We start from the raw sequence: 12556 nt of genomic DNA, 5'->3' as shown, positions 1-12556 counted from the left end.
ACCAAGATGGCTGTCGAAAAACCTCGTCCTCTGGATGGCATCACGGTCGTGAGTCTCGAGCATGCGATCGCGGCCCCGTTCTGCTCCCGGCAGCTGGCCGACCTGGGCGCCCGGGTGATCAAGATCGAGCGGCCAGGCAGTGGCGATTTCGCCCGCGGTTACGACGAGCGTGTCGCCGGACTCGCCTCCCACTTCGTCTGGACCAACCGTTCCAAGGAGAGCGTGGCCCTGGATCTCAAGCAGGACGACGCCCTGGCCGTGCTGGAGGGGTTGCTCGCCAAGGCGGACGTCCTGTTGCAGAACCTGGCGCCGGGCGCGGCCAGTCGGCTGGGGCTGGATTTCGACGTCCTGCACGCGCGCTTTCCGCGGCTGATCGTCTGCGACGTGTCCGGCTATGGCGGCGGTGGCCGCTATGAGCGCAAGAAAGCCTACGACCTGCTGATTCAGAGCGAGGCGGGTTTTCTCTCGGTGACGGGGGGACCGGACGATGACCAACTGGCCAAGGCTGGCTGCTCGATCGCGGATATCGCAGCCGGCATGTACGCCTACAGCGGCATCCTGTCGGCGCTGCTGTTGCGGGAGCGGACGGGGGAGGGCAGTCGCGTCGAGGTCAGCATGCTCGAGAGCCTGGTGGAGTGGATGGGCTATCCGCTGTATTACGCCTACGCCGGCATGCCGCCACCCGCGCGCGCCGGCGCCGCCCATTCCACCATCTACCCCTACGGGCCCTTTCCCGCGGGCGATGGCGGCACGGTAATGCTGGGCCTGCAGAATGAGCGGGAGTGGCAGCTCTTCTGTGAGCAGGTGCTGTTGCAGCCGGAACTGGTTAGCGATCCACGATTTTCCGCCAACTTCAAACGCTCGGCGAATCGCGGCGTGCTGCGTGACTTGATCGTCGAGGCGTTCGCCCAGCTCAAGACCGAAGAGGTCATCGCCCGCCTGGAGCGGGCGCAGATCGCCAATGCCCAGGTGAATGACATGGCGGCCGTCTGGGCGCATCCCCAGTTGCGCGAGCGCGATCGCTGGCGTGAGGTCGGCAGTCCGGCCGGTCCCTTGCCCGCCTTGTTGCCACCGGCCAGCAACAGTGCCTTCGAGCCGCGGATGGATCCGGTCCCGGCGCTGGGCGAGCACACCGAAGCGGTATTGCAGGAGCTGGGCTATGACCGCGCCGTGCTGGACGCGTTGCGCCAGCGAGGTGCGCTATGACCCCTACCGCCAACGAGCTTCCCGCTGATCCTCGCTCCGCCCTGTTCGTTCCGGCGACTCGCCCGGAGCGAATCGCCAAGGCCGTGGCCAGCGGTGCCGATGTGGTGATCGTGGACCTGGAGGATGCGGTCGCTGAAGCCGCCAAGACGGCAGCGCGCGGCACCCTCGAACAGGCGCTACTCGCCACGCCTGCCCTGCGGGTCTGGATACGCGTCAACGCCGCCGCTCACTCGGCGCATGGCGACGACCTGGCGCTGTGCCAACGCCTGGGGCAGGTGCTCGGGGTCGTCCTGCCCAAGGCGGAAAGCGCCGCCCAGGTCGAGCGCGTCCATGCCGAGACGGGCAAGCCCGTCTGGCCGATCATCGAGAGCGCCCGGGGGCTGGATCGACTCAAGGAGATCGCCGGGGCTGCCGGGGTGGGGCGCCTGGTGCTCGGAGGTCTGGATCTGGGCCTGGATCTCGGGCTGGAAAGCGGTACGGCGGCAGCCGAACGGCTGCTGGATCAGGCACGCTTTCTACTCCTGCTGGAAGGCCGACTGGCCGGGCTGCCCGCGCCGCTGGACAGCGTCTTTCCGGCCATCGATGACCTGGCCGGTCTGGCGACGGCCACCGCCAGTGCGCGTGACCAGGGCTTCGGCGGCCTGTTGTGCATCCATCCCCGCCAGGTCGCGGTGGTGCATGACAGCCTGCGGCCGACGCCAGCGGAAATCGACTGGGCGCGGCAGGTGATCGCGGCGAGTCAGGGCGACGTGGGGGTCTTCGTCGTCGACGGGAAAATGATCGATGCACCCGTCATCGGGCGGGCTCAACGACTGCTGAGGCGTCTGGAAACAGGGGCTCCGGTGTTAGGCAGAGCTGAAGGCCCTGTTGGGCAATGATGAATTCCACCCCAGGGAGGGGGCGCGTTTAATAAACCCGACCTGATTACAAAAACAAGATGAGGTGTCGCCATGCCCACGTTGACCATCAAGACGCTGTTCTGTGCCGCCGTGTTTTCCTTCGCCGGTTCGCTTTACGCGGCAGATGAAGCGCCCATTACCATCAAGTTTGCCCATGTGGTCGCCGAGCACACGCCCAAGGGGCAGGGCGCGGTGCTGTTCAAGAAGCTCGCGGAAGAGCGCCTGCCCGGCCGGGTGAAGGTCGAGGTCTATCCCAACTCGTCCTTGTTCGGCGACGGCAAGGAAATGGAGGCCCTGCTGCTGGGCGACGTGCAGATGCTGGCCCCTTCGCTGGCCAAGTTCGAGCACTACGCCAAGGCGGTGCAGGTCTTCGATCTGCCTTTCCTGTTCGACGACATGGCCGCGGTCGATCGCTTCCAGGCCGGTCCCCAGGGCAAGGCGTTGCTGACCAGCATGGAAGGCAAGGGCATCACCGGTCTGGCCTACTGGCACAACGGTCTCAAGGTGCTCTCGGCCAACAAGCCGCTACGCGAACCCAGGGACGCCCGCGGCCTCAAGTTCCGTGTCCAGGCCTCTGCAGTCCTCGACGAGCAATTCAAGGCGCTACGCGCCGCACCGCGCAAGATGAGTTTCGCCGAGGTGTACCAGGGCCTGCAGACCGGGGTCGTCAATGGCACCGAGAACACCTGGTCCAACTACTACAGCCAGAAAGTCTACGAGGTTCAGCCTTACTTCACCGAGTCCAACCACGGCCTGATCGACTACATGGTGATCACCAACACCAAGTTCTGGCAGGGCTTGCCCGAAGACGTGCGCACCGAGCTGGACAAGGTGATGGGCGAGGTCACCCTGGAGGTGAACCGCCAGGCCCAGGCACTCAATGACGAGGCGCGCAGCGCCATCGCCAAGGCCGGTACCAGCGAGATCATCGAATTGACCCCCGCGCAACGCGAGGAGTGGCGCAAGACCATGCAACCGGTCTGGAAGAAGTTCGAAGGGGAGATCGGCGGCGAGGTGATCGACGCTGCCGTCAACGCCAACAAGGCCAGCTGAAGACCCGCGAGCGCTTCCTTCTTTCGCCCCCTGTCAGTGCCTGTTGGAGGTTCGTATGCCCGCCGTGACCCGTCTCTGGTGCCGGCTGGAGGAGGCGCTCGTCGCCTTCCTGCTGGCGGCCATGACCCTGATCACCTTCGTCTACGTGGTAGTCAACAACGTTTACGCCGTTTTCTATTATCTGGCCGATCGCCTGGCCTTTCTGGAAAGGCCGCTGCTGGCCATGGGCGACGGCCTTCTCTTCATCTCCCAGGAAATGACCTGGAGCATCGCCCTGACCAAGGCGGTGTTCGGCTGGCTGATCTTCATCGGTCTGGCCTGGGGCGTGCGCATCGGCGCTCACCTGGGGGTCGATCTGCTGGTCAAGACCTTTCCACCCGCCTTGCGCAAGGTGGTCGCCCTGCTGGCGGTCGGCATCTGTATCTGCTATTGCGGACTGATGACCTATTCCAGCCAGCAATGGGTATCGGCGCTGATGAACGCCAACATCGGTGCCGAGGATCTCGACCGCTTCGGTCTGCGTCAGTGGCATATCGTCATGATCGTGCCGATCGGCTTTGCCCTCATGCTCATCCGCTTCGTCGAGGTGTTCCTGCGCATCCTGCGCAACGAGCAGAACGGCTTCGGTGGACACAGTGAAGCCGAGGATGCCCTCCGGCTCGTCGACGGCCAGCCCGGCACGGAGCGCCAGTCATGACCATTGCCTTCCTGTTCCTGGCGCTGTTCGCCCTCATGTTCATCGGCATTCCGGTGGCCATCTCCCTGGGGCTTTCCAGTGCCCTCACCATCCTGCTGTTCAGCAACGACTCGGTGCGCTCGCTGGCCATCAAGCTGTTCGAGACCAGCGAGCACTACACCCTGATGGCCATTCCGTTCTTTCTCCTGGCCGGAGCCTTCATGACCACGGGCGGGGTAGCTCATCGGCTGATCGAGTTCGCCAACGCCTGCGTCGGCCATATCAGGGGCGGATTGGCCATCGCCGCGATCCTGGCCTGCATGCTGTTCGCCGCCCTCTGCGGATCGTCGCCAGCCACCGTCGCCGCGGTGGGCTCCATCGTCATCGCCGGCATGGTCCGTTCGGGCTACAAGCGCGAATTCGCGGCAGGCATCGTCTGCAATGCCGGCACCCTGGGGATTCTCATCCCGCCCTCCATCGTCATGGTGGTCTATGCGACGGCCACCGAATCCTCGGTGGGCAAGCTGTTCATGGCGGGGGTGGTACCGGGGTTGCTGCTGGGGCTGGTGCTGATGGTGACCATCTACATCATTGCCCGCATCAAGAACATTCCGGCGCTGCCGCGAGCCTCGTTCCAGGAGGTGTTGCGCACCGGACGGCGCGCCATCTGGGGTCTGATGCTGATCGTCATCATCCTCGGCGGCATCTATTCCGGCATGTTCACCCCCACAGAAGCGGCGGCGGTCTCGGCGATCTATGCAGCCATCGTCGCGGTCTTCGTGCACAAGGACATGAAGCTGCGGCAGTGCCAGCGGGTGTTGATCGACGCAGCCAAGCTGTCTGTCGTACTGATGTTCATCATCGCCAACGCCATGCTCTTCGCCCACGTCCTGACCACCGAGCAGATTCCCCAGTCGATCACCCGCTGGGTAGTGGATCAAGGCTTCTCGCCAGTGGAATTCCTGATCGTGGTAAACATCGTGCTGCTGATCGCGGGCACCTTCATGGAGCCGTCGGCGATCATCCTGATTCTCGCACCCATCCTCTTCCCGATCGCCGTTCAGCTCGGGATAGATCCGATCCATCTGGGGATCATCATGGTGGTCAACATGGAGATCGGACTGATCACACCGCCGACAGGGCTCAATCTGTTCGTCACCTCAGCGGTGACCGGCATGCCACTCACCACCACCATCAAGGCCGTTTCCCCCTGGCTGCTGGTGATGCTCGCCTTCCTCATCCTGGTGACCTACGTGCCTTATCTGTCCCTGGCCTTGCCGAACTGGTTGGGCATGACCTGAGGCAGAAGAGGGTGACTGGGTGAAGAGTCCGGCGACGTGCGACCGGACTCTTCGCTGTAGCGGCTGAGGCGACGCCACGAACGGAACGATCAATCACGACCGTCCTTGTCGCTACGCGGCCCATGAAGCGATCCTCGATTAATACCACCCCTATGTAGGTCGAGCTGCTACCCTCCGATTCCTCTTACACGAGCATGTCATGGAGACAAGGACCACCCATCTCTAATTCCGCTCTTGGTCCTGGGCAGCTCGTCTTGCTAGCGTTCGCCGCTCAATCAGCGAAGAAGGCAGGGAGACAGGATGACCAACACAACTCATGACGTCATTGTCCTGGGCCTGGGCGCCATGGGCGCGGCCACGCTTTACCAACTGGCCAGGCGCGGAGTGAAGGTCGCAGGCATCGATCGCTATACGCCGCCCCATGACCTTGGCTCCAGTCACGGCGCGACACGCATTACTCGCCAGGCGGTGGGCGAGGGCGCAGCCTACGTACCCTTGGCGATTCGCTCGCAGCAACTCTGGCGCGAGCTGGAGGCGGAGCAGAACGTCAGCCTGTTCGAGCAGTGCGGGGTACTGATCATGACCGCCACCGCGACGGCAACCTCCCATCACGGTCGCCCGGATTTTACCCAGGCCACCCTGGAGCTGGCGCGCCAGTACGGGATCCCTCATGAAGCCTGGGATGGCGCCGCCATTCGCCAGCGGTTTCCGCAATTCCGGGTAGCGGAAGACGCGCTGGGCTATTTCGAACCAGGTGGGGGTTATCTCTATCCGGAAGCCTGTATCCAGGCGCAACTGGACGGCGCGCGCGAGCGGGGTGCCCAGATCCATACCGATACCGTCATCGAACGGCTGGAGACGGACGAGCAGGGCGTATTGCTGCATTCGGCCCAGGGCCGTTGGCGGGCGAAGCGGGTCGTCGTCGCCGCCGGCATGTGGAGCGCTGAATTGCTGGGCGCACCTTTCGACCGGCTGCTGCGCGTCTGCCGTCAGACCCTGCACTGGTTCGAAGTCGCCAGGCCCGAACTGTTTCCGGCGGATTCACCGAGTTTCATCCTCGCCCATGGCAGTGGCGACAGCGATCTCTTCTACGGCTTTCCACCTCTGCCTGGCGAAAATGCCGTGAAGGTCGCCACGGAACAATACCGCGATAATACCACCCCTATAGAAGTTGAAAGATTTCTCAATCCTGAAGAGTCAAGCGAGCTGTTCAGTAATCAAGTGGGGAGCTGGGTTGACGGTCTTTCAAGCCGGGCGGTGCGCAGCGCTGTCTGCGCCTACACCGTGACGCCCGACTTCGGCTTCATCGTCGACGAACACCCGGCGCTACCGGGCGTGACCGTGGTGAGTGCCTGTTCGGAGCATGGCTTCAAGCATTCGGCCGCGCTGGGCGAAGCGCTCGCCCAGCGCGTGACCGCCGGGCGCAGCGACATCGATCTCGGCAGCTTCGGCCTGGCGCGATTCGGCTAGCGGCTGCGCACCGTCAGGGTGACCAGCCGGGTCACCACCAGGGCGATGTACATGACACCGGAGAACTGGCCGAGCATGACCAGCGAGCGGGCCATCGGCTTGATCGGGTAGATATCGCTCAGGCCGACGCCGGAGAGGATGGCGAAGCTGACGTAGAGCAGCTCGGTCCAGGTGCGTGCGGCCAGGGGATCGTTGGCGGCGGTGAAGCTGTTGGGCTGCAGGATCTGGCAGGCGGAGTAGGCGTGGGCGAAGGCCCAGGCCAGCAGGGTGAAGGTCGCACCCACGGCGAAGAGTTCATCGGTGGTCGCCCGCTGGTCTTCCATCATGTAGGCGATGAGACTGCCCGCGGCATAGAAGTAGAAGACCGCATCGAGGATGGCCAGGGACACCACCAGGTGGCGATTGCCCTGCCACTCCACCAGTACCGTGAGCACCAGGATGCAGCCGGCGAGAATGAACCCCAGCCACTGGATGGTCGGGCTCCGTCGCACCATGCGCAGGGCGGTAGCGAGGACGATGATGCCAAAGGCACCGATGATGGCGCGCCCATGTTCTTCCTGCTCCACGAAGGGGTAGAGCAGCAGCCCGAGCAACTGGATGAACAGCAGGTTGGCGGAGGGGTAACGGACCAGGTAGTGCAGCGGACTCTTCATCGCGACTCGGCGAAAGGCTCAGGGGCGGCCAGCGTAGCGGGTGGCGAAGCGCTTCGCCACGGGAGCCTCGTGCTCCCGTGGCGCGGACCTCAGGCCGCCTTGCGGCGAGTAGAGCGCAGCAGGATGGTCAGGACACCCAGCAGCGGCATGTAGGAACACAGCTGGTAGACGTATTCGATGCCGCGATGGTCAGCGAGATTGCCCAGTCCCGCGGCGGCGATGGCACTGACGCCGAACATCAGGCCGAAGAAGATCCCGGCGATCATGCCCACGTTGCCTGGTACCAGCTCCTGGGCGTAGACCACGATGGCCGAGAAGGCCGAGGCCAGGATGAAGCCGATGATCACGCTGAGCACACTGGTCCAGAACAGATCGACATAGGGCAGGGCGAGGGTGAAGGGCGCCGCGCCCAGGATCGAGAACCAGATGACCGCCTTGCGGCCGATGCGGTCGCCGATGGGACCACCGAAGAAGGTTCCGGCCGCGACCGCACCCAGGAAGAGAAAGAGGTGCAGCTGGGAGCTGGCCACCGAGAGGCCGAAACGCTCGATGAGATAGAAGGTGAAGTAGCTGGTGATGCTGGCCATGTAGATGTACTTGGAGAATACCAGCAGCGCCAGCACGATCAGCGCGAAGGTCACCTGGCCGCGCGACAGGCCGTGGCTGACCGCGGCCACCTTGCGCCCCTTGGCGCTACGCAGGTGATTGCGGTACCAGCGCGACAGCCCGTATTGCACGCCGATGGCGAACAACGCGAAGAGCGCGAACCAGGCGACATGAGTCTGACCATAGGGAATGACGATGGCTGCCGCCAGCAGGGGGCCGATGGCGGTGCCGGCGTTGCCACCGACCTGGAAGGTGGATTGCGCCAGGCCGAAGCGTCCTCCCGAAGCCAGGCGGGCTACCCGCGAGGTTTCCGGGTGAAAGGTCGAGGAGCCGACGCCGATCAGCGCCGAAGCGGCCAGGATCGCGGGAAAACTGCCGACAAAGGCGAGCAGCAGTACGCCAACCAGGGTACAGACCATGCCGGCGGGCAGCAGATAGGGTTTAGGATGGCGGTCGGTATGGAAGCCGATCCAGGGTTGCAGCAGGGAGGCGGTGATCTGGAACGCCAGGGTGATCAGACCGATCTGGGTAAAAGTCAGACCATAACTGTCCTTGAGCATTGGATAGATCGAGGGCAGGACGGATTGGATCAGGTCGTTGATGAGGTGAGCCAGCGCACAGGAGGTGAGGATTCCCGCCACCATCGGCGAGGCGCCGGCCAGGGCGGCGGGGGGATTTTCGCCAGGAACGGCTGACGTGGCAGAGGAAACGGCCATGCAGGTATTACCCTTATTATTTATGTCCAGCCGCTCACTGTGGCATCCTGTGGTATCGGAATCCAGTGCCAGTTACCGGATGTTTCCGGCAACCGACCCCACGCCACCCGGGCGCTTGACCTGGCTGGGGATAGATCGCACCTTCCACTCTTTTCACGCTTTTTGTAATGGCAGATCCCATGACAGCCAAAGATCCACTGCTCCTCGACCAGCAACTCTGCTTTTCCCTGTACTCGGCTTCGCTGGCGATGACGCAACTCTACAAGCCCCTGCTGGAGAGCATGGGCCTGACCTTCCCGCAGTACCTGATCATGCTGGTGCTCTGGGAGCATGACGGCCTCACGCTCAAGGAATTGTCCAATCGGCTGCGGCAGGATTCCGGTGCCCTGACCCCCGTGGTCAAGCGCCTCGAGGCCGCCGGGCTGGTCACGCGCCGTCGCAGTGCCGAAGACGAGCGCAACCTGTCGATCGAACTGACGCCCGCGGGTCGCGCACTGCGCGATCAGGCCAATGGGGTCAACAGCCGGGTGCGGCAGGTCTGCGCCCTGGGCGATGCGGGCCTGGATGATCTGCGCGAGACCCTGGTCATGCTGCGCACTCGGCTGGACGAGGAAGGTAACCCGACGTGAACCAACCGGGTACGAGCGGTTCCCATGGCTACAGTCGCCGGGGAATTCGCATGACCTTCAAGTACCAGCCTGACCAGGATTACCTGCTCGTGGATCTCACCAGCGGGCGCACTGCGGGCAAGCTGCTGCAGGGCGAATTGCATATCGCCGAAAGCTGCCAGGGGGAAGATCCCCGGACCTACGCCCAGCTGCTCGACGAGAAAACGCTGCGCAGCACCCTGGGTGACGAGGTCGGGCAGCGCGAGGGCGATATCCTCACCCTGCGTCGCACCGGCATCAAGCTGCGCCTGGTACCCCTGGAAATCGCCTGTGACTAGGCGTCGCGACGCCTGAGGATCGCCCTGAACAACCAGGCGACCAGGGCCACGTTGATCAGCGCCAGCAGGCAGAGCAGACCCAGCACCGCCTGGGGGCCGTGGCGTTCCAAGACATAGCCGCAGAGCAGGGGCGTGGCGGCCTGGCCAAGTAATGCCGGGCGCGCCATGCGTCCGAGGATGGTGGCGTATTCCGCTGGACCCCAGAGCGCCAATGGCAGGGCACCACGAATGATGGCCCTCAGGCCATTGCCCGCACCGAAGATCACCAGACCCACGACCGTCACCCAGACCAGGCCGGGCCCCAGGGTCACCAGCAGCAGGCCGGCGGCTGTGCAGACCACCGAGGCCAGGGCCGTCCACAACGGGTGGCCGTTGCGGTTGAGCAGGTCGATGATCCGCGAGGCGACCTGACTTGGCCCCAGGCAGGCGCTCAGGGCCACGGCGCTGGCCAGGCTGTAGCCGATCCCCTGCAACAGGGTGATCAGCTGGATGGAGATGGCTGTCATCAGCACCGCGCCCAGGGTAAAAAGGGCCGTGAGTACGGTGTACAGGGCGCTATTCACCGGTACCGCCGCAGCCGCCTGGTTGGGCCGCGGTGCCTGGGTCGAGAGGGCCGGCGCGGGCAAGGCGCGTCGATACAGCGGCCAGATCGTCAGCAACAGGACGGCCGCATAGACCAGGCAGGCGCCGCGCCAGCCCAGATGACTCACCATGAAGGCGGCGACGGGCCAGGTAATGGCAGTGCAGAAGCCGGAGACCAGGGTGATGCCGCTGATCGCCGAGCGGGCCTGGGTGCCGTAGCAGGTGCCCAGGGTCGCGAACAATGCATCGTACAGACCCGCGGCCATGCCGATACCCATCACCACCCAGGCGAGCAGGAACAGTGGCAGATGCTGGGCGCTGGCCATCAGGGTCAGCCCGGCGGCCACCCCCACGCCGCTCAGCGACAGCAGCGTGCGGCCGCCCTGGCGGGCGATCAGGCGGCCGCACGCCGGTGCGAGCAGGCCGGAGACCAGAACCCCAAGCGAGAGACCGCCATAGACCCATTGCCGGGACCAGCCGGTCTCCTGTACCACCGGATCGGCCAGCACCGCGAGAATGAAAAAGGAGCCGCCCCAGACGAGGATCTGGGCGATGCCGAGCAGCAGGATCTGGAAAGGCGAAGCCTTGACGGTAGGGGTGGTCATGACAGCGTCGAGCAGGGTGGCGAACGGAGGGGAAGGACCTTAGCCCCAGTTACCTTTCGCCGCAATCGTATGATTTTTTCGGGCAATGGCATTTTGTAATCAACTCGACATCTTGCTTGCCTAGGCTGCTGTGCTTGACCGTCTTCCTGCAGTGACGCCCCCATGCTTCGGATCCTCGCGCCCCTTCGCCGCCTGTCTCGCCGCTCCTGGCTGAGAGCCCTCAAGACCGGCCCGCGGATGCTGTTCTCCTTTACCTTCGCCGCCGTGCTGCTCGCCGGATTGGGCAGCTTTTCGCTGTGGGAGATGCAGCAGCTGCGCCGTCAGGCCCTGAGCATGGAGCAGGACTGGTTACCCAGTATCGCCATCGCCGATTCCCTGGCGATCAACCTCGGCAAGCTGCGCAGCCAGGCCTCGGGGGTCCTGCTCAATGCCGAGGATCCGGGCGCCGTGGCCATGAGCCGGGTCACCCTGGAGCAACTGGTCAACGAAACCGATCAGCTGTTCCGGGACTATGCGCCGGTCGTCACCGACGCGACCGAAGGGGATTCGATCAAGGCCCTGCATGAGGCCTATCTGCCTTTCGTGGAAGGCCTGCGCGAAGAGGTGCGCCTGATCGAGCAGCAGCAGGTCCTGGCCGCGCGGATGCAGCTGGATACCGTGGTGGGCCTCAAGGGCGACCTGATGGACATGCAGGTGCAATTGCTGCGCGAATTGAACAAGCAGGGCGCGGCCCAGGCCAAGGAGGTGGCGAACGTGCAGTTCCTGCAGGCCCGCGCCATCGTCTGGTCTGTCATTGGCGGTGCCATTCTGCTGCTGCTGCTCCTGGCCTGGCGACTGACGCGTAGCGTGGTGCAGCCGCTGCGCCAGGCGTTGGACATCTCCGGCGGCATCGCCGCGGGTGATCTGCGGCAGAACATCCAGCCCCGGGGACGCGACGAGGCAGCCATGCTGCTGCTGGCGCTGGAGCGTATGCAGGGTAATCTGCGCGAGGTGCTGGCCCATACCGGCAACGCCTCGGAGCAACTGGCTTCGGCCTCGACCCAGGTGAGTGCCGTGATGGATGAAAGCTGCCGCAACCTGGAGCAGCAGACGACCGATATCCAGCATGCGGCCAATGCCGTCACCCAGCTCAATCAGGCGGTCCAGGCGGTGTGCGAGCACGCGACCTCCACCTCCGCCGAATCGCAACGCTGCGTCGATCAGGCCAAGCAGGGGCAGACGCAGGTCCGCCAGACGCTGGCCGCCATCACCCAGCTGGTGGGCAATGTGGACGAGGCGGCCAACCAGGCCGACCAGCTGGCCGAGCAATCCAAGGGCATCAGCAAGATGCTCGATGTCATCCGCAACGTCGCCGAGCAGACCAACCTGCTGGCGCTCAACGCCGCCATCGAGGCGGCCCGTGCCGGGGACGCCGGACGCGGCTTCGCCGTGGTGGCCGACGAGGTGCGTGGCCTGGCTCGCCGTACGGGTGACTCTACCCGCGAGATCGAAGGCCTGATCGACGGCATGCAGCAGGTCAGCGAGAAGACGGTGACCGCCCTGGATCAGAGTCGCCTCCAGGCCAGCCACACCCGCGACCAGGCCCAGGCGACCTGGCAGGTGCTGGAAGGCATCACCCAGGCCATCACCGCCATCGGCCAGCGCAACGACGCCATCGCCGCGGCCACCGAAGAGCAGACGGCTACCACGGCGGCGGTCGATCGCAACCTGACGCTGATTCGCGACGCGGCGACCCAGACCGCCGCCGGCGCCCAGCAGACCAGTGCCAGCAGCCAGCAGCTTTCCGCCCTGGCCGCCGATCTGCACGGCGCCCTGCAGCGCTTCGTGGTCTAGGACGGGCGGG

General features: G+C 64.7%; 12 protein-coding genes and 1 pseudogene. 10 read left to right on the top strand and 3 right to left on the bottom strand.

The features are described 5' to 3' along the window. Window positions 1-6 precede the first annotated feature (6 nt). The 6 genes from PVZ77_RS10275 to solA all read left to right on the top strand — a co-directional run bounded on the left by PVZ77_RS10275 (window position 7) and on the right by solA (window position 6605). Window positions 7-1206 carry a CaiB/BaiF CoA transferase family protein gene (locus tag PVZ77_RS10275; RefSeq protein WP_273807464.1) on the top strand — a complete coding sequence of 400 codons (1200 nt, stop codon included), beginning with the start codon at window positions 7-9 and terminating at the stop codon, window positions 1204-1206. Beyond that, on the top strand, window positions 1203-2084 hold the full coding sequence (locus PVZ77_RS10270; protein ID WP_273807463.1) for an HpcH/HpaI aldolase/citrate lyase family protein: 882 nt from the start codon (window positions 1203-1205) through the stop codon (window positions 2082-2084). Before PVZ77_RS10275 ends, PVZ77_RS10270 begins: the two co-directional genes overlap by 4 nt. A 72-nt stretch (window positions 2085-2156) precedes the next feature. Continuing rightward, a complete protein-coding gene (locus tag PVZ77_RS10265) occupies window positions 2157-3158 on the top strand; it encodes a TRAP transporter substrate-binding protein (RefSeq protein ID WP_273807462.1) in 1002 nt (333 codons plus the stop codon). 55 nt (window positions 3159-3213) lie between these two features. Continuing rightward, a complete protein-coding gene (locus PVZ77_RS10260) occupies window positions 3214-3855 on the top strand; it encodes a TRAP transporter small permease (RefSeq protein ID WP_273807461.1) in 642 nt (213 codons plus the stop codon). Beyond that, a complete protein-coding gene (locus tag PVZ77_RS10255; RefSeq protein WP_273807460.1) occupies window positions 3852-5135 on the top strand; it encodes a TRAP transporter large permease in 1284 nt (427 codons plus the stop codon). Before PVZ77_RS10260 ends, PVZ77_RS10255 begins: the two co-directional genes overlap by 4 nt. A 300-nt stretch (window positions 5136-5435) precedes the next feature. Next, on the top strand, window positions 5436-6605 hold the full coding sequence (gene solA / locus PVZ77_RS10250) for an N-methyl-L-tryptophan oxidase (RefSeq protein WP_273807459.1): 1170 nt from the start codon (window positions 5436-5438) through the stop codon (window positions 6603-6605). Here the strand turns inward: solA and PVZ77_RS10245 are convergent. Beyond that, window positions 6602-7258 carry an ion channel gene (locus PVZ77_RS10245; RefSeq protein WP_273807458.1) on the bottom strand — a complete coding sequence of 219 codons (657 nt, stop codon included), beginning with the start codon at window positions 7256-7258 and terminating at the stop codon, window positions 6602-6604. The two genes, solA and PVZ77_RS10245, sit on opposite strands and share 4 nt — an antisense overlap. An 89-nt stretch (window positions 7259-7347) precedes the next feature. Next, on the bottom strand, window positions 7348-8508 hold the full coding sequence (locus PVZ77_RS10240; protein WP_273807524.1) for an MFS transporter: 1161 nt from the start codon (window positions 8506-8508) through the stop codon (window positions 7348-7350). Window positions 8509-8759: 251 nt separating this feature from the next. Between PVZ77_RS10240 and PVZ77_RS10235 the strand changes: the two genes are divergently transcribed. Both PVZ77_RS10235 and PVZ77_RS10230 read left to right on the top strand, forming a co-directional pair. Further along, complete coding sequence (locus PVZ77_RS10235; protein ID WP_273807457.1) at window positions 8760-9209, top strand: MarR family winged helix-turn-helix transcriptional regulator; 450 nt, start codon at window positions 8760-8762, stop codon at window positions 9207-9209. 50 nt (window positions 9210-9259) lie between these two features. Further along, a complete protein-coding gene (locus PVZ77_RS10230; RefSeq protein WP_273807456.1) occupies window positions 9260-9526 on the top strand; it encodes a hypothetical protein in 267 nt (88 codons plus the stop codon). On the opposite strand, the gene PVZ77_RS10225 is transcribed toward PVZ77_RS10230, so the two are convergent. Continuing rightward, the gene (locus PVZ77_RS10225) at window positions 9523-10713 is read right to left on the bottom strand and encodes an MFS transporter (RefSeq protein ID WP_273807455.1); all 1191 of its coding nucleotides are present in this window, start codon (window positions 10711-10713) and stop codon (window positions 9523-9525) included. The two genes, PVZ77_RS10230 and PVZ77_RS10225, sit on opposite strands and share 4 nt — an antisense overlap. 162 nt (window positions 10714-10875) lie before the next feature. Between PVZ77_RS10225 and PVZ77_RS26070 the strand changes: the two are divergent. After that, window positions 10876-11691 (top strand): annotated as a pseudogene (locus PVZ77_RS26070) (MCP four helix bundle domain-containing protein); the annotation flags it as partial. Next, window positions 11683-12546 carry a methyl-accepting chemotaxis protein gene (locus PVZ77_RS26065; RefSeq protein WP_443218054.1) on the top strand — a complete coding sequence of 288 codons (864 nt, stop codon included), beginning with the start codon at window positions 11683-11685 and terminating at the stop codon, window positions 12544-12546. The pseudogene PVZ77_RS26070 and the gene PVZ77_RS26065, both read left to right, overlap by 9 nt. The last annotated feature ends 10 nt before the right edge of the window (window positions 12547-12556 follow it).

This window comes from Pseudomonas sp. SHLD1 (genome assembly GCF_028640935.1).
Classification (GTDB): Bacteria; Pseudomonadota; Gammaproteobacteria; order Pseudomonadales; family Pseudomonadaceae; genus Chryseomonas; species Chryseomonas aestiva.
This window is presented reverse-complemented; position numbering and strand designations above follow the sequence as displayed.

What these genes read in the sequence shown, in the direction of transcription:
- PVZ77_RS10275 (WP_273807464.1), top strand. Translation starts at nt 7, where the DNA reads ATGGCTGTCGAAAAACCTCGTCCTCTGGATGGCATCACGGTCGTGAGT.
- PVZ77_RS10270 (WP_273807463.1), top strand. Translation starts at nt 1,203, where the DNA reads ATGACCCCTACCGCCAACGAGCTTCCCGCTGATCCTCGCTCCGCCCTG.
- PVZ77_RS10265 (WP_273807462.1), top strand. Translation starts at nt 2,157, where the DNA reads ATGCCCACGTTGACCATCAAGACGCTGTTCTGTGCCGCCGTGTTTTCC.
- PVZ77_RS10260 (WP_273807461.1), top strand. Translation starts at nt 3,214, where the DNA reads ATGCCCGCCGTGACCCGTCTCTGGTGCCGGCTGGAGGAGGCGCTCGTC.
- PVZ77_RS10255 (WP_273807460.1), top strand. Translation starts at nt 3,852, where the DNA reads ATGACCATTGCCTTCCTGTTCCTGGCGCTGTTCGCCCTCATGTTCATC.
- solA (WP_273807459.1), top strand. Translation starts at nt 5,436, where the DNA reads ATGACCAACACAACTCATGACGTCATTGTCCTGGGCCTGGGCGCCATG.
- PVZ77_RS10245 (WP_273807458.1), bottom strand. Translation starts at nt 7,258, where the DNA reads ATGAAGAGTCCGCTGCACTACCTGGTCCGTTACCCCTCCGCCAACCTG.
- PVZ77_RS10240 (WP_273807524.1), bottom strand. Translation starts at nt 8,508, where the DNA reads ATGGTGGCGGGAATCCTCACCTCCTGTGCGCTGGCTCACCTCATCAAC.
- PVZ77_RS10235 (WP_273807457.1), top strand. Translation starts at nt 8,760, where the DNA reads ATGACAGCCAAAGATCCACTGCTCCTCGACCAGCAACTCTGCTTTTCC.
- PVZ77_RS10230 (WP_273807456.1), top strand. Translation starts at nt 9,260, where the DNA reads ATGACCTTCAAGTACCAGCCTGACCAGGATTACCTGCTCGTGGATCTC.
- PVZ77_RS10225 (WP_273807455.1), bottom strand. Translation starts at nt 10,713, where the DNA reads ATGACCACCCCTACCGTCAAGGCTTCGCCTTTCCAGATCCTGCTGCTC.
- PVZ77_RS26065 (WP_443218054.1), top strand. Translation starts at nt 11,683, where the DNA reads ATGCAGGGTAATCTGCGCGAGGTGCTGGCCCATACCGGCAACGCCTCG.